This is a genomic window from Streptomyces hyaluromycini (genome assembly GCF_002217755.1).
In the GTDB taxonomy this organism is placed as follows: domain Bacteria; phylum Actinomycetota; class Actinomycetes; order Streptomycetales; family Streptomycetaceae; genus Streptomyces; species Streptomyces hyaluromycini.
This window is the reverse complement of record NZ_BCFL01000019.1, coordinates 165,690-186,220: the sequence shown is the minus strand read 5'-3', so window position 1 is coordinate 186,220 and position 20,531 is coordinate 165,690. Positions and strand designations below refer to the sequence as shown.

20 protein-coding genes and 1 riboswitch are annotated in these 20,531 nt (G+C 70.7%); of the genes, 8 read left to right on the top strand and 12 right to left on the bottom strand.

What is annotated here, in order from left to right; all coding sequences use genetic code 11:
- Nucleotides 1-53: 53 nt before the first annotated feature.
- Nucleotides 54-824 (top strand): MBL fold metallo-hydrolase, encoded by a 771-nt coding sequence (locus SSP29_RS18710; protein WP_089101844.1) that lies wholly within the window; start codon nt 54-56, stop codon nt 822-824.
- Nucleotides 825-920: 96 nt separating this feature from the next.
- Nucleotides 921-1,469, top strand: a complete 549-nt coding sequence (locus SSP29_RS18705) for a cupin domain-containing protein (protein ID WP_089101843.1) — start codon at nt 921-923, stop codon at nt 1,467-1,469.
- A 166-nt stretch (nt 1,470-1,635) separates the two neighbouring features.
- Here the strand turns inward: SSP29_RS18705 and SSP29_RS18700 are convergent, their stop codons facing one another.
- Entirely contained in the window at nt 1,636-3,189 is a 1,554-nt protein-coding gene (locus SSP29_RS18700) for a carboxylesterase/lipase family protein (protein ID WP_089101842.1), read from the bottom strand.
- A 189-nt stretch (nt 3,190-3,378) separates the two neighbouring features.
- Nucleotides 3,379-4,251 (bottom strand): metallophosphoesterase, encoded by an 873-nt coding sequence (locus tag SSP29_RS18695; protein ID WP_089101841.1) that lies wholly within the window; start codon nt 4,249-4,251, stop codon nt 3,379-3,381.
- A 349-nt stretch (nt 4,252-4,600) separates the two neighbouring features.
- On the opposite strand from SSP29_RS18695, the gene SSP29_RS18690 reads away from it, so the two are divergent.
- Nucleotides 4,601-5,065: a hypothetical protein gene (locus SSP29_RS18690; protein ID WP_089101840.1), complete on the top strand. Its 465-nt coding sequence runs from the start codon at nt 4,601-4,603 to the stop codon at nt 5,063-5,065.
- Nucleotides 5,056-5,460 (top strand): hypothetical protein, encoded by a 405-nt coding sequence (locus SSP29_RS18685; RefSeq protein WP_145968915.1) that lies wholly within the window; start codon nt 5,056-5,058, stop codon nt 5,458-5,460. The genes SSP29_RS18690 and SSP29_RS18685 overlap by 10 nt, the downstream gene beginning before the upstream one ends.
- Before the next feature lie 21 nt (nt 5,461-5,481).
- Here the strand turns inward: SSP29_RS18685 and SSP29_RS18680 are convergent, their stop codons facing one another.
- The 5 genes from SSP29_RS18680 to thrC form a co-directional block, all read right to left on the bottom strand.
- Nucleotides 5,482-6,609, bottom strand: a complete 1,128-nt coding sequence (locus SSP29_RS18680; RefSeq protein ID WP_089101838.1) for an NADH:flavin oxidoreductase — start codon at nt 6,607-6,609, stop codon at nt 5,482-5,484.
- Nucleotides 6,610-6,885: 276 nt separating this feature from the next.
- Nucleotides 6,886-8,508 (bottom strand): chaperonin GroEL, encoded by a 1,623-nt coding sequence (gene groL / locus SSP29_RS18675; protein WP_089101837.1) that lies wholly within the window; start codon nt 8,506-8,508, stop codon nt 6,886-6,888.
- Nucleotides 8,509-8,856: 348 nt separating this feature from the next.
- On the bottom strand, nt 8,857-9,063 hold the full coding sequence (locus SSP29_RS18670) for a cold-shock protein (protein WP_019057200.1): 207 nt from the start codon (nt 9,061-9,063) through the stop codon (nt 8,857-8,859).
- A 468-nt stretch (nt 9,064-9,531) separates the two neighbouring features.
- Nucleotides 9,532-9,807: a MoaD/ThiS family protein gene (locus SSP29_RS18665; protein WP_089101836.1), complete on the bottom strand. Its 276-nt coding sequence runs from the start codon at nt 9,805-9,807 to the stop codon at nt 9,532-9,534.
- A 43-nt stretch (nt 9,808-9,850) separates the two neighbouring features.
- Nucleotides 9,851-11,134, bottom strand: coding sequence for a threonine synthase (gene thrC, locus SSP29_RS18660; protein WP_089101835.1), 1,284 nt, complete (start codon nt 11,132-11,134; stop codon nt 9,851-9,853).
- Between the two features lie 18 nt (nt 11,135-11,152).
- Nucleotides 11,153-11,306: riboswitch (SAM riboswitch) on the bottom strand.
- 157 nt (nt 11,307-11,463) lie between these two features.
- Between thrC and SSP29_RS18655 the strand changes: the two genes are divergently transcribed.
- Entirely contained in the window at nt 11,464-12,408 is a 945-nt protein-coding gene (locus SSP29_RS18655) for a glucosyl-3-phosphoglycerate synthase (RefSeq protein WP_089102377.1), read from the top strand.
- 127 nt (nt 12,409-12,535) lie between these two features.
- Here the strand turns inward: SSP29_RS18655 and SSP29_RS18650 are convergent, their stop codons facing one another.
- Together SSP29_RS18650 and SSP29_RS61550 are read right to left on the bottom strand one after the other, a co-directional pair.
- Nucleotides 12,536-13,744, bottom strand: a complete 1,209-nt coding sequence (locus SSP29_RS18650) for an RNA-guided endonuclease InsQ/TnpB family protein (RefSeq protein ID WP_089101834.1) — start codon at nt 13,742-13,744, stop codon at nt 12,536-12,538.
- Nucleotides 13,741-13,902, bottom strand: a complete 162-nt coding sequence (locus SSP29_RS61550; protein WP_123060332.1) for a toxin-antitoxin system HicB family antitoxin — start codon at nt 13,900-13,902, stop codon at nt 13,741-13,743. The genes SSP29_RS18650 and SSP29_RS61550 overlap by 4 nt, the downstream gene beginning before the upstream one ends.
- Before the next feature lie 123 nt (nt 13,903-14,025).
- Between SSP29_RS61550 and SSP29_RS18645 the strand changes: the two genes are divergently transcribed.
- Entirely contained in the window at nt 14,026-15,483 is a 1,458-nt protein-coding gene (locus SSP29_RS18645) for an alpha,alpha-trehalose-phosphate synthase (UDP-forming) (protein ID WP_089101833.1), read from the top strand.
- A 151-nt stretch (nt 15,484-15,634) separates the two neighbouring features.
- Here the strand turns inward: SSP29_RS18645 and otsB are convergent, their stop codons facing one another.
- The 3 genes from otsB to SSP29_RS18630 form a co-directional block, all read right to left on the bottom strand.
- A complete protein-coding gene (gene otsB, locus SSP29_RS18640) occupies nt 15,635-16,486 on the bottom strand; it encodes a trehalose-phosphatase (RefSeq protein ID WP_089101832.1) in 852 nt (283 codons plus the stop codon).
- A 130-nt stretch (nt 16,487-16,616) separates the two neighbouring features.
- Nucleotides 16,617-16,850, bottom strand: a complete 234-nt coding sequence (locus SSP29_RS18635; protein ID WP_089101831.1) for a DUF3263 domain-containing protein — start codon at nt 16,848-16,850, stop codon at nt 16,617-16,619.
- Nucleotides 16,851-16,867: 17 nt separating this feature from the next.
- Complete coding sequence (locus SSP29_RS18630) at nt 16,868-18,136, bottom strand: extracellular solute-binding protein (RefSeq protein ID WP_150134434.1); 1,269 nt, start codon at nt 18,134-18,136, stop codon at nt 16,868-16,870.
- A 130-nt stretch (nt 18,137-18,266) separates the two neighbouring features.
- Here SSP29_RS18630 and SSP29_RS18625 point away from each other — a divergent pair, with 130 nt between their 5' ends.
- Nucleotides 18,267-19,205 carry an ROK family protein gene (locus tag SSP29_RS18625; RefSeq protein ID WP_089101830.1) on the top strand — a complete coding sequence of 313 codons (939 nt, stop codon included), beginning with the start codon at nt 18,267-18,269 and terminating at the stop codon, nt 19,203-19,205.
- Nucleotides 19,205-20,431, top strand: a complete 1,227-nt coding sequence (gene nagA, locus SSP29_RS18620) for an N-acetylglucosamine-6-phosphate deacetylase (protein WP_089101829.1) — start codon at nt 19,205-19,207, stop codon at nt 20,429-20,431. The genes SSP29_RS18625 and nagA overlap by 1 nt, the downstream gene beginning before the upstream one ends.
- Nucleotides 20,432-20,531 lie beyond the last annotated feature (100 nt).

Here is a 20,531-nt window from a genome sequence, read left to right as displayed (position 1 = left end):
TCTGTTACAGTCCGCTGTATCGAATTCATTCTGCTCGGTTGCCGGAGGCTCTCATGTCCCGTCCCGCGCCCACGCAGGTGGCACCCGGCGTCCATCGCCTGGGCGACCACGGCGTCAACTTCTACCTGATCGAGGACCCCGACGGTCTCGTCCTGATCGACGCCGGGCTGCCCGCCCATCTGGAGCAGCTGGGCGGACTGCTGGACGACCTGGGCCGTCCGGTGGCCGACATCCGCGCCGTACTCCTGACCCACGGCCACCTCGACCACACCGGCCTGGCCCACACCCTCCAGAAGGCCGGCGCCGACATCTGGATCCACGAACGGGACGCCGGCATCCTGCGCGACGGCCCGCGGAGCGTGAACCGCCACGCCAGGCCGGAGCGCTCGATGCTCCCCTACCTGCTGCGCCGGCCCTCCGCGCTCGCCCTCCCCCTCCAGCTGGCCCGCTCCGGGGCCTTCACCGCGCCCGCCGTGCAGGGGGCGCGGATCTTCGACGCCGACCGGGTGCTGAAGGACCTGCCGGGCGCCCCGCAGGCCGTCGTCCTGGCCGGACACACGCCCGGCAGCACCGCGTACCTCTTCGCCGACCGCGGGCTGCTCTTCACCGGCGACGCCCTGGTCACCGCCGACGCGTTCTCCGGTCGTACCGGGCCCACGCTGGTGTGCCGCTGCTTCACCCACGACAGCCGGGCCGCACTCGCCGCCCTGGACCGCCTCGACGAACTGCCGGCGGCGGGCCTGCTGCTGCCCGGCCACGGTGAGCCCTTCACCGGCGGCATCGGAGCCGCTGCCCGGCTGGCACGCGAGTACGGCGTCCGCTGACCCGCCGCGCGGTCCGCGGCGTCGCACCACCACAGACCTCCGGGCGGTGCCCCCACGCCCGGCGCACCGATGTACCCCAATTTCCGAGGAAGAGACATGAGTTCTGCACCGCCGAACAACGACGCGGAGATCGCGGACTACCTCCGTCCGCGCGTCATGCATGTCCCCGCCGAGAAGGGCGTGGTCAAGTGGATGTCCGGCGACGTCTACTCGACCCTGGCACCGGCCGACTCCACCGGCGGCATCCTGGGCTTCACCGACTGCTGGGTGCCTCCGGGCGGCGGCCCGGTGGCACATGTGCACAGGAGTGCCGACGAGTCCTTCTACGTCATATCGGGTTCGCTGGAGTTCCTGAACGGCGAGGAGACCTTCGTGGCGAACGCCGGTGACTTCGTCTTCGTGCCGCGGGGCACGCGGCACCGGTTCCGCAACCTCACCGACGAGCAGGTGCGCATGGTGGCCTTCTTCACCCCCGGCGGGGGCGAGGGGCTGTGGCTCGAAGGCGGGGACGACCCCGTCCCCGGCGAGGAGCCGGTGTTCTGGCCGCCGGAGCGCGGAATGGCACTGGGACCGCTCCTGGGACGCAAGGACATCGACATGGTGATCCTGCCCGAGGCGGCGGACCTGGGCGGGCCCGCCGACTAGGCCTAAGCGGGTCCGGCGAAGTCCGCTGCGGTTCGACAGCGCCCCCGAAGGGGCGCTGGGGCTCCCCCGGCCGAAGGCTGGGGGAGGAACTGCGCGACCAGCCACGACGGCGCCGCAGACGGCAGACGGCAGATCTCGGCACTTCCAGCGGAGCGCCTAGCCGCGGTCAGCCGAGCAGTGGTGAGGGAGTGAAGTCGTACCCCTCCCACAGCTGCCGGCTGCTCTCCTCCGGGTACGCCGTCACCGTCGGTGTGGTGTCCAGGACCTGGGTGAGGCGGGCCTGTGCGTCGTAGGCCGGCCAGCCCGGGTCGCCGGTCACCGCGAAGGACGTCCACGCGGTGCGGAAGCGGGCGGAGAGCTCCTTCGCCTCGGGGGTGACGTCGGTGCCCGCCCAGAGGAGGTTGGCCAGGTCCGCCTCGAACGTGCCGAAGAGGAGCGGGATGTCCAGGCCGTGGCAGGCGCCGAGCAGGCCGCCGTTGCCCGGGGCGCCCCAGGTCAGTTCGTAGAGGTGGGCCCGGCCGCCGCCCGCGGTCTGCGCCTCCGCCAGGCGCAGGGACGGTATGGCGAACAGCCAGTCGGTCTGGACCCGTTCGTACAGCTCGCTCGGCGAGGCGTCGGGGTGGGCGGCGCGGTAGGCGTGGTCGCCCGCCGTGCCGCCCGGTGCGAACAGGCGCAGGGCGCCGGTCGCCTGCTCCTCCGTGATCTTGCCGTACATCCCGCTCATGATCAGGAAGAGCCGGAACTCGTCGCGGTTGTGACCGACCAGGAGGTCCACGTCCCGCGCGGAGCCGGACGCCAGCGCCTGCCAGGGGGTGGTGGGGAGCACCTCGCCGTCGACCACCGGGGAGAACGGGGTGACCGTCGGCGCGATCTGGCCCCAACGGTCCACGTGCTGGGGCATCTTGGCGCCGAGCGCCTGCCCGGCCTCCGTCAGCCGGCGCGGGTCGGTCGCCGCCAGGTCGGCCACCGTGGGACGCAGGCCGGCCTCGGCCGCGAGGGCCCTGCCGATGTCCTCGGCGAGCTCGGCGGAGAAGAAGGTGCCCGGGACGCTCTGCGCGATCGCCCGCCGGAACAGGCCCCGCGCCCTCGGCATCGCCAGGAGGGAGGCCACCGACCCGGCGCCCGCCGACTCGCCGAAGACCGTGACCCGGTCGGGGTCGCCGCCGAACGCCGCGATGTTCTCCCGCACCCACTCCAGCGCCGCCACCTGGTCCAGCAGGCCCCGGTTGGCGGGCGCCCCCTCGATGTGGGCGAAACCCTCCATGCCCACGCGGTAGTTGAGCGAGACCACGACCACGTCGCCGTCGCGTGCGATGTGCTGGGCGTCGTAGCCGGGGCTGCCGGAGTGGCCCAGTTTGTAGGCGCCGCCGTAGATCCACACCATCACCGGGCGGCGGGCGGCCGGGTCCGGGGCGGGTGTCCACACGTTCACCGTCAGCCAGTCGTCGCCCTCGGGGGCGTCCAGGACACCCGGGGCTCCCTGGATGCCCAGGTCCTGCGGGGGCGGCGGGCCGAAGGCGTACGCCTCGCGCGTCCCCTCCCAGGGCCGCGCCGGGCGGGGCGCCGCGAACCTGGCCGCTCCCACCGGGGGTTCGGCGAACGGTATCCCCCGGAAGACCGCCAGGCCGTCCTCCCGCAGGCCGCGCACGGCACCGGCGGTGGTGCGCACGACGGGGCCCTCGGTCGCGGGTGCCGGCTCGGCGGACTCGTTCGTGATCATGATCGCTCACTTTCGACGGCTGGTTGCTGGCACTTCCGACGACTGACCGCTGTCGCTTCGACGGCCGACCGCACCCACCGTTTCTGGTGATCGCTGCCGGTGTCACGGCCGGTCACTGATGAAACGTCCGGCGCTTCGCACGAGTGCCGAACACCCCTCACCCGTTGGAGTGAATCCAGGCAATCCAGGTCAGCCGTGCCGGGCCACGAACGCCCTGGCCTCCGCCTCGTCGATCTCGTACACCGTCTCATGGGCCCGCGGATCCCGCGCATGGAAGGTGTGGAACATCGGGCTCGCGGGCCCGCCCAGCTCCACCAGCGACGCCGACGCCCCGCGCACCGCCCGCTCACCGCCGGGCGCCACGGCCAGGTCGATCCGGTTGACCACCCCCGGCGTCACCCACACCGGCACCGACTCCAGCACCCCGAAGAGCTGGAGGTGGTAGTGGCCCGTGAGGATCACCCGTACGTCGCTCCCCCGGATCGCCGCCGCCAGGTCGCCGGGGTCGCGCAGCCCGAAGGCCTGCTGGGTCGGCGAGATGTCCAGGGCGAGAGGCGGGTGGTGGAAGGCGAGGACCGTGCCGTGCCCGGCCGGGGTGCGCAGCACCTCGCGCAGCCACTCCAGCTGGGGTGCGCCGAGGCGGCCGTGGATCCTGCCCGGCACGAGCGAGTCCAGGGTGACGAAGCGCCAGCCGCCGACCGTGCTCACGGCGGCCCGCTCCTGCGAACCGAACACCAGCTCGGCGCGATCGGTGCCGTCGGCGTCCAGATGCCCGCTGCCCAGCACCTTGGCGAAGGCCTCGCGCTCGTCGTGGTTGCCGGTGGTGCAGAGAACGGGGATGTTCCGGGCCTCGGCGTAGGCGCCGATCAGGGTGCGCAGGGCCGCGTACGCCTCCGCCGAGCCGTCGTCGGCGAGGTCGCCGGTGACGACGACCGCGTCGAGGCCCTGGAGATGGCGGAGTTCGTCGAGCATCAGCCGCAGCGACGCGGTGGCGTTGACACCCCGTCTGTTGGGGGCGTCGGTGCGGTCCAGGTGGGTGTCCGAGAGATGGAGTATCCGCATGGTCAGGACGCTACCGGTGACTTCGGCAGCCGTCACAAGCCAATAACGAAGTGCGTGCGTCAAATGGCCGCGCCCCCCACCCCACTTGGGACGTTCTGGCAGCTCAGCACCGGTTTGCCCGACAGGCGCCCCATGGCATGCGCATAGAATGCGCCCATCCGGAGCAGCGATTTTCAGCCGGGTCAAGGGTCAGGAAGACCCGCGGCTCGCCCCTTGGGCATCTCGTGACCGTCCCCGGGAGGCGCCCTCACAGGTTCCTGACGTCCCATGCCCCCATCAGCCGCCGACCGGAGAGCCGAGCCGTGATGACGTACGCGACCCACGCAACCCGCACGCCAGGCGGACGGCGATGACCGGCCTGCTCAAGCAGCTGCGCGTCTCGCTCCTGATCACCCTCGGGATGTCGGCCTTCACCGCGTCGGGGCACCTCCTGGAGGGGCTGGTACGGGGGGACTTCCTCGCGCCCCTGGGCGACCTGGCCGCGCGCGCGGCCGTCATGTGCACCCTCGTCGCCGTGGTGCACTCGGTGATCTACGGCGCGATGCGTTTCGGCCGGCCGGAGACGCGCGGGGCGCGGGGCGCCTGGGCCGGGGTCGGGGTACTGATGGCGCTCGACGTGGTCCCGCTGTTCGCGGCGGGTCAGGTCGTGCTGGCCCTCATACCTCTCCTGGCCGCGGTGGGAGGCTGGGGCCTCGGGAGGTACACGGGCGTGGAAGCGGACGCCGCGCCCTTGGGCGCCCTGATCTTCGGCGTCCTGTCCCTGCTGGTGCAGCTGATGGCCGCCATGATCATGAGCATCGGGGGATGGCTGTGACCGTCTCCCCGGACACCGGCGCCCTGTGGGCCACCCTGCTGGCGCTCGCGGGCCTGCCCGCCATCGGGTACGCGCTCTTCACCAGGCTCACCGGCCGGGGGCGCAGGGGGGCCGCCGCCTGGCGGGTGCAGGACGACCCGATGACCTGGGTCGGGGCGGGTGCGGCGGTCGCGGGCCACGTGCTGGCCGTGGTCGCCGTGGTCGGGGAGTGGGGCAGGATGTTCGGGTTTCTGACGACGGCGTACATGGGCGGGTGTGCCGCCGGCGCCTTCGTCTACGCGTACGACACCCGGGTGCACGAAGGCGAACAGCGCCGGCGCGCCCTGCGCCCGGCGCTGCTGCTCGTGGTGCCCTACGCGTTCGCCCTCGGGTTCTTCGGCCGGATCGCCGGCTGACCCGAGGGCGAACGGGCGGGGTCAGCTCAGGGTCTTCAGGGCCGCCGCGTCGTACGCCTTGAGCTCGTCCGTGCGGCCGGCGAGGACCTTCGCCGCCCACTCGGGGTCCTGGAGCAGGGCGCGGCCGACGGCGACCATGTCGTACTCGTCGCGCTCCAGGCTGTCGAGGAGGTCGTCGATGCCCTTGAGCGGGGAGCCCTCGCCCTGGAAGCCCTTGATGAAGTCGCCGTCGAGGCCGACCGAGCCGACGGTGATGGTGGGCCTGCCGGTGAGCTTCTTGGTCCAGCCGGCCAGGTTCAGGTCGGAGCCCTCGAACTCGGGGAGCCAGTAGCGGCGGGTGGAGGCGTGGAAGACGTCGACGCCGGCGGCGGCCAGCGGCGTGAGGATCGCCTCCAGCTCCTCGGGGGTCTCGGCGAGGCGGGCGTCGTAGTTGTCGGACTTCCACTGCGAGTAGCGCAGGATGACCGGGAACTCCGGGGAGACCGCTGCGCGTACGGCGGCCACGATCTCCGCGGCGAACTTCGTACGGGCGACCGGGTCGCCGCCGTACGCGTCGGTGCGGCGGTTGGTGCCCGCCCACAGGAACTGGTCGAGCAGGTAGCCGTGGGCGCCGTGCAGTTCGACGCCGTCGAAGCCGATGCGCTCGGCGGCGGCCGCGGCCTCGGCGAACGCGCGGATGACGTCGTCCAGGTCCTGCCGGGTCATCGCCCTGCCCTCGCCCTCGGTGCCGTCCAGGCGGATGCCGGAGGGACCGACGGCCGGGGCGTCCGCGAACGGCGGCTGGCCCTGCTTGCGGACCATGCCGATGTGCCACAGCTGCGGGACGATCGTGCCGCCGGCCGCGTGCACCCCCTCGGCGACCTTCGCCCAGCCCGCCAGCTGCTCCTCGCCGTGGAACCGCGGGATACGGCTGCTCTGCCCGGCCGAGTCGTGGCCGACGTACGTCCCCTCGGTGACGATCAGACCGACACCTGCGGCGGCCCGGCGGGAGTAGTACGAGACCACGTCCTCGCCGGGTACGCCGCCGGGGCTGAACTGGCGGGTCATCGGCGCCATCACGATCCGGTTGGGGACCGTGAGCCCGTTCAGGGCGATGGGACGGGAGAGGATCTCGGCCGCGCGGGAGGCGGGAGGCGTGGTGACGGTCACGTGGGGGGCTCCTCGTGAGTAGGTCGTATACCGGACGAGTCGTATACCAGTCGGTATGTGCACGCGCATCGAGTGCACGTCTGTGCACAACGACCTGCCCGGTCGTGCGCATTCCCGGTCCCGCGCGGGTGCGGTGTGACCCCGGCCACCCGGCCACCCGGCCACCGGGACACCCGGACACCCGGACACCGGCGCCGGAAACGCCCGAGGGCGGCACCCCTCGCCCATTGGCAAGAGGTGCCGCCCTCGGAAAGGACGGGCTGATCCGGGATCGGATCAGAAGTCCATGTCACCGCCCGGCATGCCGCCCGGGGCGGCCGCGGCGGCCTTCTCCGGCTTGTCGGCGATGACGGCCTCGGTGGTGAGGAACAGCGCGGCGATGGAGGCGGCGTTCTGCAGCGCGGAACGGGTCACCTTCGCCGGGTCGATGATGCCCTCGGCGATCAGGTCGACGTACTCGCCGGTCGCGGCGTTGAGGCCGTGACCCGGGGTGAGGTTGCGGACCTTCTCCACCACGACGCCGCCCTCAAGGCCGGCGTTGACGGCGATCTGCTTCAGCGGGGCCTCAAGCGCGAGCTTCACGGCCTGTGCGCCGGTCGCCTCGTCACCCTCCAGCTCCAGCTTCTCGAAGACCTGGGAGGCCTGCAGCAGGGCCACGCCACCACCGGCGACGATGCCCTCCTCGACGGCCGCCTTGGCGTTGCGCACGGCGTCCTCGATGCGGTGCTTGCGCTCCTTGAGCTCGACCTCGGTCGCGGCACCGGCCTTGATGACGGCGACGCCACCGGCGAGCTTGGCCAGGCGCTCCTGGAGCTTCTCGCGGTCGTAGTCCGAGTCGGACTGCTCGATCTCGGCGCGGATCTGGTTGACCCGGCCGGCGACCTGGTCGGACGAGCCGGCGCCGTCGACGATGGTGGTCTCGTCCTTGGTGATGACCACCTTGCGGGCCTTGCCCAGCAGGTCGAGGGTCGTGTTCTCCAGCTTGAGACCGACCTCCTCGGAGATGACCTCGCCACCGGTGAGGATGGCGATGTCGTTCAGCATCGCCTTGCGGCGGTCGCCGAAGCCCGGGGCCTTGACCGCGACGGACTTGAAGGTGCCACGGATCTTGTTGACGACCAGGGTCGACAGGGCCTCGCCCTCGACGTCCTCGGCGATGATCAGCAGCGGCTTGCCCGACTGCATGACCTTCTCCAGGAGCGGGAGCAGGTCCTTGACGGAGCCGATCTTCGAGTTGGCGATCAGGATGTACGGGTCGTCGAGGGACGCCTCCATACGCTCCATGTCGGTGGCGAAGTACGCCGAGATGTAGCCCTTGTCGAAGCGCATACCCTCGGTGAGCTCCAGCTCCAGACCGAAGGTCTGGGACTCCTCGACGGTGATGACGCCTTCCTTGCCGACCTTGTCCATGGCCTCGGCGATGAGCTCGCCGATCTGGGTGTCGGCGGCGGAGATGGAGGCCGTGGAGGCGATCTGCTCCTTGGTCTCGACGTCCTTCGCCTGCTCCAGCAGGGCACCGGAGACGGCCTCGACGGCCTTCTCGATACCGCGCTTCAGGGCCATCGGGTTGGCACCGGCGGCCACGTTGCGCAGGCCCTCGCGGACCAGGGCCTGGGCGAGCACGGTCGCGGTGGTCGTACCGTCACCGGCGACGTCGTCCGTCTTCTTGGCGACTTCCTTGACCAGCTCGGCGCCGATCTTCTCGTACGGGTCCTCCAGCTCGATCTCCTTGGCGATGGACACACCATCGTTGGTGATCGTGGGGGCGCCCCACTTCTTCTCAAGGACGACGTTGCGGCCCTTGGGGCCGAGGGTGACCTTGACGGCGTCGGCGAGCTGGTTCATACCGCGCTCAAGGCCGCGCCGCGCCTCCTCGTCGAACGCGATGATCTTGGCCATGTGAAGTGGTCCCTCCAGGACTGGGGGTGAGTCTTCGGACCGCGCCCGCGCCCGCGACGGACGGCTCACCGGCCCGTGGGTTCCTTGCCCCACCCGGCCTGTGGGCCTCACCGACCCGGTCCTTCTTTGTCACTCTCACCTTCAGAGTGCTAACGCCAATGATTAGCACTCGGCATGGTCGAGTGCAAGCGCCTCTCGCAGTCCGGCAGGACCTCCGGGCGCGCCGGGGCCGGATCTCCGGGCCTGCCGGAGCCGGACCCCGGGCACGCTGAAGGGCTCGCACCCGGTGGGTGCGAGCCCTTCAGCAGAAGAACGGAAGAACGTCGCTGCAGTCAGTCGGCGCGTGCTTCAGCTGGTCGCGAGCCGGACCATGTCCGCCTGCGGCCCCTTCTGGCCCTGCGAGATCTCGAAATCGACCCGCTGACCCTCTTCCAGGGTGCGGTAGCCGTCCATCTGAATCGCGCTGTAGTGGACGAAAACATCCGCACCACCGTCGACCGCGATGAAGCCGTACCCCTTCTCCGCGTTGAACCACTTGACGGTGCCCTGAGCCATGCCTAACTCCCCTATTACTGGCCCTTGCACAGATCCACACTTCGCGGATCCGGGTCAGACCTCACCCCCCATTGGTTGGGGGCGTGCGCCGGAACGCGTCGACCGCGGCTGAATGTATCTGTCCAACTGCCGTCTGCAACAGGTCAATCGGACGAGAATTCTGGACGGGAGCGGTCCGGAATGTAGCGAGAATTCGGCCGAATTCAGGGCAAGTCGGGCCACAGAAAGGCCGCAAAAGCCGCATATAACCCGCACACTTTGGCTACTTCTTGTCGGGCTCGCGGTATCGAATACGGGGTCCCCGACCTGGAGATCGGGACCGCGTTCCCCAACTGTACCGCGCTCAACCACACAGAATTGCCCCCTCCGCTTCTCTCACGGAGGGGGCAATCGGATGAACAGTCGGTGATCGGCGTTACCGAAGGTAATGTTCGGTCATTCGATCAGCCTGTCAAGCAGGTCAGCGGGTCAGCCGCCGGCGACGGCCGGGATGATGGAGACACCGGCCCCGTCCGGGGTGGCGGTCTCCAGGCCCTGCTCGAACCGCACGTCGTCGTCATTTACGTACACATTGACGAACCGGCGCAGCTTGCCCTGGTCGTCGAGAACGCGCGCGGAGATCCCGGCGTGGTTCTTCTCCAGGTCGGCGATGACCGCGCCGAGGGTGGTGCCTTCGGCGGCGACTTCGGCCTTACCGCCGGTGTAGGCGCGCAGGATGGTGGGGATGCGAACGGTGACGCTCACGTTTTTACCTCCGGTCTGGGCAAGGCCCTATTTCTCGGGGGACTCAGGCGAGCCCGGCCTCACGGAAAGACTCCAGATTCGGGCGAATGGTGGCGGTGAGCCCGGTACCGGCGACCGCGTCCAGCGTCTTCAGTCCATCACCGGTGTTGAGTACAACAACCGACTTCGCCGGATCAATCAACCCATTCTCAATGAGCTTCTTGGTGACTCCAACCGTCACCCCGCCGGCGGTTTCCGCGAAGATTCCCTCGGTCCGTGCGAGCAGCTTGATCGCGTCGACGACCTGCTCGTCGGTGACGTCCTCCACGGCACCGCCGGTACGCCGTGCGATGTCGAGGACGTACGGCCCGTCGGCCGGGTTGCCGATGGCGAGGGACTTGGCGATGGTGTTCGGCTTCTGCGGGCGGACCACGTCGTGGCCCTCCTTGTAGGCGACCGACACCGGCGAGCACCCCTCGGCCTGGGCGCCGAAGATCTTGTACGGCTTGTCCTCGACGAGCCCGAGCTTGATCAGCTCCTGCAGACCCTTGTCGATCTTCGTGAGCTGCGAGCCGGAGGCGATCGGGATGACCAGCTGGTCCGGGATCCGCCAGCCGAGCTGCTCGCAGATCTCGTACGCCAGGGTCTTGGAGCCCTCCGCGTAGTACGGCCGCAGGTTGACGTTGACGAAGCCCCAGCCCTCGCCGGCCGGGTCGCCGATCAGCTCGGAGCAGAAACGGTTCACGTCGTCGTAGTTGCCCTCGATGCCGACGAGCTCGCCGCCGTAGATCGCGGCCATGACGATCTTGCCCTGCTCCAGGTCGTGCGGGATGAACACGCAGGAGCGGAAGCCGGCCCGGGCGGCGGCGGCACCGACCGCGCCGGCCAGGTTGCCGGTGGAGGAGCAGGAGAGAGTGGTGTAGCCGAAGGCGCGGGCGGCCTCGACGGCCTGGGCGACGACGCGGTCCTTGAAGGAGTGCGTCGGGTTGCCGGAGTCGTCCTTCACGTACAGGCCGCCGGTCACCCCGAGCTCACGGGCCAGGTTGTCGGCCCTGACGAGCTTGGTCCAGCCGGGGTTGATGTTCGGCTTGGTCGCCACGTCCGCGGGGACGGGCAGCAGCGGCGCGTAGCGCCAGATGTTCGCGGGACCCGCTTCGATCTGCTTGCGGAGCTCCTCGGTGTCGTAGGCCGAGAAGTCGTACGCGATCTCCAGCGGGCCGAAACACTCCTCGCAGGCGAAGACCGGGCCGAGCGGAACGCGGTGACCGCACTCGCGGCAGCTCAGGGCGGCGGCGGGACCAAGGTCTACGGTGGAATCGGTGGCGCTTGCAACAGTCTGCACAGCCATGTGAGGCGAGGCCCTTTCTCCTCATCTTCCTCACGACGCATCTCGCCGTGAGACGGATTTGGCACCTTCCCTAGCCGGGAGCCTCGCGATGATCGACAGTGATCTACGAGTACCGACTGGAGGGTTGCCGGGGCTTCAACGGGCCGTTTCCCTCTGCCCCTCTGGATGAGCGGTATGTGGTTGTCAACGCCGGGTGACCCCAGGACATGCGATGGTCATCGGCGTTGTTCAAGACTGTAACCGAAGGCCAGGACAGTTGAGTGAGTCGTCCGAACCGCGAGATGGATCACACGTCGCCGTGTGACCGTGACAGTGAGGAGCCGCTGACCGTGCTGGAAGAAGTCGAGCGCTGGCTGGCCACCCGCTCCTGGTCCGTGTCCGACCGCCCGCTGCACCGGATCATGGCCGCCAAACGGTCCTCCGGGCAGACGGTCAGCGTCGTGCTGCCCGCGCTCAACGAGGAGGAGACCGTCGGCGACATCGTCGCGATCATCCGTCACGACCTCATGCAGCAGGTGCCGCTCGTCGACGAGATCGTGGTCGTCGACTCCGGCTCCACCGACCGCACGGCGGCCGTCGCCGCGGCGGCCGGCGCCCGTGTCGTGCACCGCGACGAGATCCTGCCCCGCATCCCCGCCGTCCCCGGCAAGGGCGAGGTGCTGTGGCGCTCGCTCCTCGTCACCTCCGGGGACGTCGTCTGTTTCATCGACGCCGACCTGCGGGACTTCTCCTCCGACTTCGTCACCGGGATCGTCGGCCCGCTGCTGACCGACCCGGACGTGGACCTGGTCAAGGCGATGTACGACCGCCCGCTCGGCGGCGCCGCCGGACAGGGCGGCCGGGTCACCGAGCTGATGGCCCGCCCGCTGCTGAACATGCACTGGCCCCTGCTGGCCGGCTTCGTCCAGCCGCTCGGCGGCGAGTACGCGGCCCGCCGCTCGCTCCTCGAACAGCTCCCCTTCCCGGTCGGCTACGGCGTGGAGCTGGGCATGCTGGTCGACGCCCTGCACCTGGTGGGGCTCAACGCGCTGGCGCAGGTCGACGTGGGGGTCCGCAAACACCGCCACCAGGACGGCCAGGCCCTCGGCCGGATGTCCGCCGCGATCTACCGCACGGCCCAGCTGCGGCTGGCCCGCGGCCACCTGATCCGCCCCTCCCTCACCCAGTTCGAACGGGGCGAGGACGGCTTCGAGCCGCGCACCTACTCGGTGGACACGGAGGAACGGCCGCCGATGGCGGAGATCGCGGAGTACGCCGAGCGCAAGGTGGCGTGACTTCGCCGTACGGCCGTATACGGCGGCGCGTCGGGGGTGGCCGTACGTTTGAGCGTTTACGGGCCGGGCTAGGTTGACGCGTGTGACTCCACCCACGCGTCAACGCGCGGGCTTCCTGAGGCAGTGGCTAGGCCACATCGCAGAGGACCAGCCCGGCCCTGTTGAGGACGTTCGTCGCGCCGACGTGGTCCGCGTTCGCGGTGAAGCCGCACGCCGTGCACGCGAACTTCGCCTGGGTGACGCGGTTCTCCTTCGCGACGTGCCCGCATGCGAGGCACGTGCGGGAGGTGTTACGCGCGTCCACTTCGATCACGTGACGGCCGGCGCTTTCAGCCTTGTTCGCCAGGATCGAGAGGAACTGCGCCCAGCCCGCGTCGAGGATGCTGCGGTTGAGCCCGGCCTTGGCGGCGGCGCCGTTCGGCAAGAAGACGCCGTTGTTGTCGGGGTCGGGCTTGGGTTTGGGGGTGCGGGTCATGCCTGCGGTGTTCAGTCGCTCGTGAGCGATCGTGTCGTACTCGCGGACCAAGGCGAGTGCGGTCTTGTGGTGGGAGTCGGCGCGCTGACGTTGGATCTTGGTGTGCAGCTTGGCAACCTTGCGGGCGGCGGCACGGTGACGCTTGCTGCGCTGCCGGGTCCGCCGGGGGAACGTCGCGAGGTACTGCTGGGCTTCGGCGAGTTCGTCGGCCATTCGGTCGAGGAACTTCGGGTTGCCGATGTGCTCGCCGTCGGAGGTGGTCAGGAAGTGCGTGGTGCCCATGTCGATCCCGGCTACGGCACCCGTGGGGGGCAGGGGCTCGGCGGGGACGTCGTCGCAGGACAGGACAACGTACCAGCGGCGCCCTTCACGCTTGACGCTGATCGTTTTCACGCGGCCCCGGACGGTCCGGTGCTGGTGCACACGGACGTGACCGACACCTTGCAGGCGTACACGTGTCTGCCGGTCGTAGGGGGTGGAGTCCCAGCGGCAACCGTCACCGTCCTTCGGGAAGACGACGGTGTCGAAGTGACCGACGCCCTTGAAGCGCGGGTAGCCGGGCGTCTCGCCGTTCTTGACACGGCGGAAGAACGCCTGGAACGCCTTGTCCAGGCGGCGCAGGGTGGCCTGCTGAGAGGAGAACGACCAACGCCCTTGGCGCTCCGGGTCAAACGCCCGGATCTCCCTGAGCTGGGCGGACTGGTCACCGTACCGCAGGCACGTCTTGGAGACGTGCCGATAGGCGTCCCGCCGCTCCTGCAAGGCGCCGTTATAGAGCGAGCAGTGATCGCTCAGCATGTCGCGCAGTGCGACGGTCTGACCTGCCGTGGGGCGCAGCAGGAACTTGTACGCGCGAATCACCGCTCGCGCCTCCGCTCCACCCGAAGTGCTTCGGCGAGGAGAACGCACGCGGCAGCGTTGATCGAGATGCCGACGCGCTCGGCATACTCCTCGACCTGCCGCTTCAGCTCGGGGGCAACGCGAAGGTTCAGCGACTCCCGGCGATCACCCCTAGCCACAACCAAGATGCTACCACTTTTGATGATGGATCAGGTCCAGGACCGGCTGCTGCGCGGCTCCTCAGCGGGCCCGCGGCGATTCCACCACCGGCCAAAGCCAGTGGTCCCCTCGAAGGAGATCTGATGGCTGCCACCACCGGCGGTGCCGAGGTGCTGGTCGCGTCCAACCGCGGCCCGGTTTCGTACGAGGTGCGCCCAGACGACACGAGCGGCGCGCTGCACGCCAGGAGGGGCGGCGGCGGGCTGGTCTCGGGGCTGTCGGCCATCGGGCCGGACGCGAACGCGGTGTGGGTGTGCGCGGCGCTGGGCGACGGCGACCGGGAGGCGGTGCGGCGGGCCGAGGGCGGTCGGCTGCCGGCCGGGGACACCGGCGGGCAGCAGGTCCGGATGCTCGACATCGACGCGGACGTGTTCGCCGACGCGTACAACGGCATCGCGAACTCGGTCCTCTGGTTCGTCCACCACATGCTCTACCAGACCCCGCTGGAGCCCGTCTTCGACGCGGAGTTCCGGCGGCAGTGGGGGTCGTACCAGGCCTACAACCAGGCGTTCGCGGAGGCACTGGCGCAGGAGGCGGGCCAGGGGGCGGTGGTGGTCATCCAGGACTACCACCTGGCACTCGCCCCGCGCATGCTCCGCCGCCTCCGCCCCGACCTGCGGATCGGCCACTTCTCCCACACCCCGTGGGCGCCGCCGGACTACTTCCGGCTCCTCCCCGACGACATCGCGGCGGAGCTGCTGACCGGGATCCTGGGCGCCGACCATGCCGCCTTCCTGACGCGGCGGTGGGCGGACGCGTTCGTCGACTGCTGTCACACGGTGCTGGGCCCTGGGATCCCGGCCGCCGATCGGGCCTCCGGCTCCGGCGGGACCCGGATCGGGGTGCACGGGCTGGGGGCCGACGCGGACTTCCTGCGGAAGCGGTCGCACGAGCCGGACGTGGACGAGCGGATGCGGGCGCTGCGCGAGGAGATCGGCGGCGAGGGGCGTAAGACGATCGTCCGCGTCGACCGGACGGAGCTGTCGAAGAACATCGTGCGGGGGCTGCTGGCGTACCGGCAGCTGCTCGACGACCACCCCGAGTGGCGGGAACGGGTGGTGCATGTCGCGTTCGCGTACCCGTCACGGCAGGACCTCTCGGTGTACCGCGACTACACGGCGGAAGTGCAGCGGGTCGCGGACGAGATCAACGCCGCTTACGGGACGGCGGGTTGGACGCCGGTGGTGCTGCACGTCAAGGACGACTTCGCACGGTCGCTGGCGGCGTACCGGCTGGCCGACGTGGCGCTGGTGAACCCGATCCGGGACGGCATGAACCTGGTGGCGAAGGAGATCCCCGTGGTGTCGGACGAGGGGTGTGTGCTGGTGCTGTCGCGGGAGGCGGGGGCGTACGAGGAGCTGGGCGAGGACGCGGTGGTCGTGAACCCGTACGACATCGGGGGGACGGCCGATGCGTTGGCGCTGGCGCTGGCCATGCCGGTGGAGGAGCGGGCGGAGCGCTGCAAGAGGTTGGCCGAGGCGGCTACGGCGTTGCCTCCTGCGGCTTGGTTTCTTGAGCAACTGGGGGCGTTGGGCGGGTAGTTTCCGCCCCCGCCGCCCCTACCCGTCCCATCACCAGGGGGCTGCGCCCCCTTCGACCCCCGCGGGCGGTGGATGCGGACTGCGGCCCGGAGGGGGCTGGGCGCGCCCACGCGGCGGAGCCGAGCCGCATATCGGCGCAGCCCCGCGCCCTTTACGGGGCGCTGTACGCAGCCAGACTTCTCAGTAGCCGTACGACGCCCTCCGGGCCTTCCACCACCAGGTCGGCCCGGTCCGCCAGGTCTGTGACCTCCTCGCTGCCGCTGCACACCAGCAGGCCCGGGACGCCTTCCGCCCTCAGCTTCTCCACTGCGGCGAAGGCGGGGATGTCGCCCAGGTCGTCCCCCGCGTAGAGCACCGACCCCGCGCCGATCTCTCTCGCGTACTCGCGCAGTGCGACCCCCTTGTCCATGCCCGGGGGGCGGAGTTCCAGGACCAGGCGGCCCGGTTCGACGATCAGGGCGTGCCGGGTGGCCAGGTCGGTCAGGGGGGCGCGGAGGGAGTCGAAGGTGGCCTGGGGGTCGTCGGCCCGGCGGGTGTGGACGGCCACCGCGAAGCCCTTCTCCTCGATCCAGGTGCCGTGCGCGGCGCCGACGCGGTCGAGGAGGGCGGGGAGTTCGGCGCGGGCGGCGGCGATGCCGGGATGGGGTGGCGGGGAGGTGATCTCGCCGGTCGCCGCGTCCCAGCGCTCGGCGCCGTAGTGGCCGAGGACGACCAGGTGTTCCAGGCCCGGGACGTCGGCGAAACCGCCGTGGCGGACGGCGACCTCGGCCGGGCGGCCGGTGACGACGGCCACGGCGGCCACCTTCGGCGCGAGGGCGGCGAGCGCCGGTACGGCGTCCGGGTGGGCCCGGGCCTGCTCGGGGTCGGCGACGATCGGGGCGAGCGTGCCGTCGAAGTCGAGGCCGACGAGGGCCGTGCGGTGCTGCGCGAGAAGAGCGGCGAGACCGTCGCGACCGGCCTGGGTCCGCGGCGTCGGGAGGGGTTCCGTGATGTGGGTTCCCATGCAGACGACAGTATCCGAGCAGCGCCCCGAAAGGGGTCAGGGGCAGCCGCCCGTCAGGGGCAGCGCCCCGCAGGGGCGCGGGGAACTGCGCGCCCAGCCCCCACCGGCCCGCAGGACTCCGGACGATGCCTCAGCGTTCCGATCGGCGCGCGTCCCTTACCCTCCGCAGCCTGTTCACCGTCACCGGATCGTGGGCCAGCGCCCGCTCGTCGTCCAGCAGGGCGTTCAGGAGCTGGTAGTAGCGCACCGGAGCCAGGTCCAGTTCCTCGCGTATCGCGCGTTCCTTCGCGCCGGGGCTGGGGAAGCCCCGGCGTTCGAGGGCGAGGACGGCCTGCTCGCGCTCGCCCAGTTCTTGCCGGTCCATGGCGAGAACGGTAGCGCTCAGCCGCCCGCGGCCGTACGGCTGTCGGCCGTCGCCGCCTCGGCCTGGAGGCGGGTGAGGACGCTGGTCGGGTTGCCGGTCGGGCTCACCACCGTACCGATCTGCTTCTTGATGTCGGCGCTGATGGCCGCCCAGGAGGTCTTGCCCGCGGGGTAGAGCTCCGATGTGGGCAGCTGCTCCAGGAAGGGGCGCAGCTGCTTGTCCTGGGTCTGCGTGGAGTCGGTCATCGTCTGGGACGCGGACGTGGTGACGGGCAGCAGGCCGTACTCGCGGGAGAAGGCGAGGACGTTCTTCTCGCTGTAGACGTAGTCGAGGAAGTCGCCCACCTGGTCGGCGTGGCCGTTCTGCTTGAACGCCGCCATCCAGTCGGCGACGCCCATGGACGCGGTGGTGGTGCTCTGGCCGGCGCGGGCGGGCATCGGGACCATGCCGAACTTCACGCCCTTCTTCTCGGCCTGCTCGATGAGCGTGGGGTGGCCGTTGAGCATGCCGACCTGGCCGTCGGCGAAGGCGGCGAACGCGGTCGCGCGGTTCAGTTTGCCGGGGGCCACCGGGCCGGTCAGGCCCTTGCCGACCAGCTCGTCCTTGAGCCAGGTGAGGGTGTCGATGTTCTGCGAGGAGTCGATCGTGTACGTGCCGGTGTCGTCGGTGTAGCCGCTGCCGCCGCTGAGCAGCCACTGCATGGTCTCCGCCTGCGCCTCCTCGGGGCCGAGCGGCAGCGCGTACGGGTACTTCACGCCGTCCGCCTTGAGCGCCTTCGCATCGGCCGCGAGCTCGCTCCAGGTGGTGGGCGCGGTGGTGATGCCGGCCTCGGAGAAGAGGGTCTTGTTGTAGAAGAGGACGCGCGTAGACGCGGCGAAAGGCATGCCGTACTGCGCGTGGTTCCACTGGCCCGCCTCGGCGAGCTGGGACGGGAAGTCGGCCTGGACCGGGATGGAGAGCAGGTCACCGGCCTCGTACAGCTTGCCGGCGGCCGCGTAGTCGGCGTACGAGCCGATCTGCGCCAGGTCGGGGGCCTGGCCGGCGTCGACCATGTCCTTGACCTTGCGGTCGACGTCGTTCCACGAGTAGACGGTGACGTCGACCTTCACTCCGGAGTGCTGGGCCTCGTAGGCCTTGACCAGCTTGTCCCAGTACTTCTGGGAGCTGTTGGCGGCGGAGTCTCCGTAGTCGGCGGCGACGAGTCTGAGGGTGACGTCCGAGGATCCCGTCGTCCCACACCCACCGAGAACCGCCGTCATGCCCGTTGCGGACACCACCGCGATCATTCCTGCCCTACGCCGCCGCACGTCTACTGCCCCTGTCCTACTGTCTCGCCGTTCAATATGTCTGACCTATAAGGTCTACACCACGCAAGTGGACTAGACCTCTCGCGGGTCGGCGGGCCACACTGTTCCCGTGAGACATGTCATCGCCCTGGACGTGGGCGGCACCGGAATGAAGGCCGCGCTGGTCGGCCCGGACGGCGAGCTGCTCCACCAGGACCGCCGCGCGACCGGCCGGGGCCGCGGCCCCGACGCGGTCGTCACCGCCATCCTCGACTTCGCCGCCGAACTGCGGGAGTACGGCGAGCAGCAGCTCGGCGAGCCGGCGTCGGCGGCCGGTCTCGCCGTCCCTGGAATCGTGGACGAGCCCGCCGGCATCGCGGTCTACGCGGCCAACCTCGGCTGGCGCGACGTCCCGCTGCGCGCCCTGCTCGCCGACCGCCTCGGCATCCCGGCCGCCCTCGGCCACGACGTGCGCACCGGCGCCCTGGCCGAGGGCCGGCTCGGCGCGGGCCGGGGCGCGGACCGCTTCTTCTTCGTGGCCCTCGGCACCGGGATCGCGGGCGGCTTCGGCCTGGACGGCCGGGTGGAGTCGGGGGCGCACGGCTTCGCGGGCGAGATCGGGCACATCGTCGTACGACCGCAGGGTGCCCCCTGCCCGTGCGGGCAGCGCGGCTGTCTGGAGCGGTACGCGTCGGCGGCCGCGGTGAGCGAGGCCTGGGCGAAGGCCGGCGGCGACCCGGACGCGGACGCGGCGGACTGCGCCAAGGCGGTCACGTCCGGTGACCCGAACGCCGTCCGGGTGTGGGGGGAGGCGGTGGCCGCACTGGCCGACGGCCTGGTCACGGCCCTCACCCTGCTGGACCCGCGGGTCCTGATCATCGGCGGCGGCCTGGCGGAGGCGGGAGACGTGCTGTTCGACCCGCTGCGGGAGGCGGTGGAGCGCCGGGTGACGTTCCAGAAACTGCCGGCGATCGTCCCGGCCGAGTTGGGAGACACGGCCGGCTGTTTGGGGGCGGGCCTACTCGCCCAGGACCTACTAGCGACGACCACTCCGGAGGTAAAGCCCTGATGGCTGCGAACGAGCCGCACGACAGCGCCCCGTCAGGGGCGCGGGGAACTGCGCGATCAACCACAACGCTCCCGCAGCCGGGGTCGAACGGTCTGGTCCTCGACGGCGCCCGAGCAGTCCTCCCGACCGGAGTGATCCAGAACGCCCGACTCGCTGTCGAGGGCACCCGGATCACCGCCACCCCCTCCGAGAACGCCCAGGTCATCGACCTCACCGGCCACTGGCTCCTGCCCGGCTTCGTCGACCTGCACAACCACGGCGGCGGCGGAGCCTCCTTCAGTTCCGGCACCGCGGACCAGATCCTCACCGGCGTCCACACGCACCGCGTGCACGGCACGACCACGCTCGTCGTCTCCACCGTCACCGACGAGATGGACGTCCTGGCCCGCCAGGCCGGTCTCCTCTCCGAGCTCGCCGAGCAGGGCGAGATCGCCGGCATCCACTTCGAGGGCCCCTTCATCTCCCCGTGCCGCAAGGGCGCCCACTCCGAGGCGCTGCTGCGGGACCCGGACCCCGCGGAGGTCCGCAAGCTGGTCGACGCGGCGCGCGGACACGCGAAGATGGTCACCCTCGCCACCGAGCTCCCCGGCGGCATCGAGTCGGTACGGCTCCTCGCGGAGCACGGCGTGATCGCCGCCGTCGGCCACACGGACGCGACGTACGAGCAGACGGTGGCGGCGATCGACGCGGGCGCCACGGTCGCCACCCACCTCTACAACGCGATGCCGCAGATCGGCCACCGCGCCCCCGGCCCGATCGCCGCTCTCCTGGAGGACGAGCGGGTGACGGTCGAGCTCATCAACGACGGCACCCATCTCCACCCCGCCGCACTCCAGTTGGCGTTCCATCACGCGGGCCCGGACCGGGTCGCGTTCATCACGGACGCGATGGACGCGGCCGGCTTCGGCGACGGCCGCTATCTGCTGGGCCCACTGGAGGTGGAGGTCACCGACGGCGTCGCCCGGCTCGCGGACAGCGGTGCCATCGCCGGCTCCACGCTGACGCTGGACCGCGCGCTGCGGCGGGCGGTGACCGTCGACAAGCTCCCCGTCGAGCACGCCGTCGCCGCTCTGTCCGCCAACCCGGCCCGGCTGCTGGGCCTCTACGACCGGGTCGGCTCCCTGGAGCCCGGCAAGGACGCCGACCTGCTGGTCCTGGACGCGGACTTCACGCTGAAGGGCGTGATGCGGAAGGGCGCTTGGGTGGTCGTACCCGAACTGTCCTGATCCCTCCCCCTGTTGAGAGACGGCGACCCTAGGCCGGTCGCCGTCTCTTTGGCATGATCGAGGCCCCCCAACCGGTGGCACGGGCATATGCGAGGGAGGT

Excerpts from the sequence above, each read along its gene's own strand:
- SSP29_RS18710 (WP_089101844.1), top strand. The coding sequence starts at position 54 with ATGTCCCGTCCCGCGCCCACGCAGGTGGCACCCGGCGTCCATCGCCTG.
- SSP29_RS18705 (WP_089101843.1), top strand. The coding sequence starts at position 921 with ATGAGTTCTGCACCGCCGAACAACGACGCGGAGATCGCGGACTACCTC.
- SSP29_RS18700 (WP_089101842.1), bottom strand. The coding sequence starts at position 3,189 with ATGATCACGAACGAGTCCGCCGAGCCGGCACCCGCGACCGAGGGCCCC.
- SSP29_RS18695 (WP_089101841.1), bottom strand. The coding sequence starts at position 4,251 with ATGCGGATACTCCATCTCTCGGACACCCACCTGGACCGCACCGACGCC.
- SSP29_RS18690 (WP_089101840.1), top strand. The coding sequence starts at position 4,601 with ATGACCGGCCTGCTCAAGCAGCTGCGCGTCTCGCTCCTGATCACCCTC.
- SSP29_RS18685 (WP_145968915.1), top strand. The coding sequence starts at position 5,056 with ATGGCTGTGACCGTCTCCCCGGACACCGGCGCCCTGTGGGCCACCCTG.
- groL (WP_089101837.1), bottom strand. The coding sequence starts at position 8,508 with ATGGCCAAGATCATCGCGTTCGACGAGGAGGCGCGGCGCGGCCTTGAG.
- SSP29_RS18670 (WP_019057200.1), bottom strand. The coding sequence starts at position 9,063 with ATGGCTCAGGGCACCGTCAAGTGGTTCAACGCGGAGAAGGGGTACGGC.
- thrC (WP_089101835.1), bottom strand. The coding sequence starts at position 11,134 with ATGGCTGTGCAGACTGTTGCAAGCGCCACCGATTCCACCGTAGACCTT.
- SSP29_RS18645 (WP_089101833.1), top strand. The coding sequence starts at position 14,026 with ATGGCTGCCACCACCGGCGGTGCCGAGGTGCTGGTCGCGTCCAACCGC.
- otsB (WP_089101832.1), bottom strand. The coding sequence starts at position 16,486 with ATGGGAACCCACATCACGGAACCCCTCCCGACGCCGCGGACCCAGGCC.
- SSP29_RS18635 (WP_089101831.1), bottom strand. The coding sequence starts at position 16,850 with ATGGACCGGCAAGAACTGGGCGAGCGCGAGCAGGCCGTCCTCGCCCTC.
- SSP29_RS18630 (WP_150134434.1), bottom strand. The coding sequence starts at position 18,136 with ATGATCGCGGTGGTGTCCGCAACGGGCATGACGGCGGTTCTCGGTGGG.
- nagA (WP_089101829.1), top strand. The coding sequence starts at position 19,205 with ATGGCTGCGAACGAGCCGCACGACAGCGCCCCGTCAGGGGCGCGGGGA.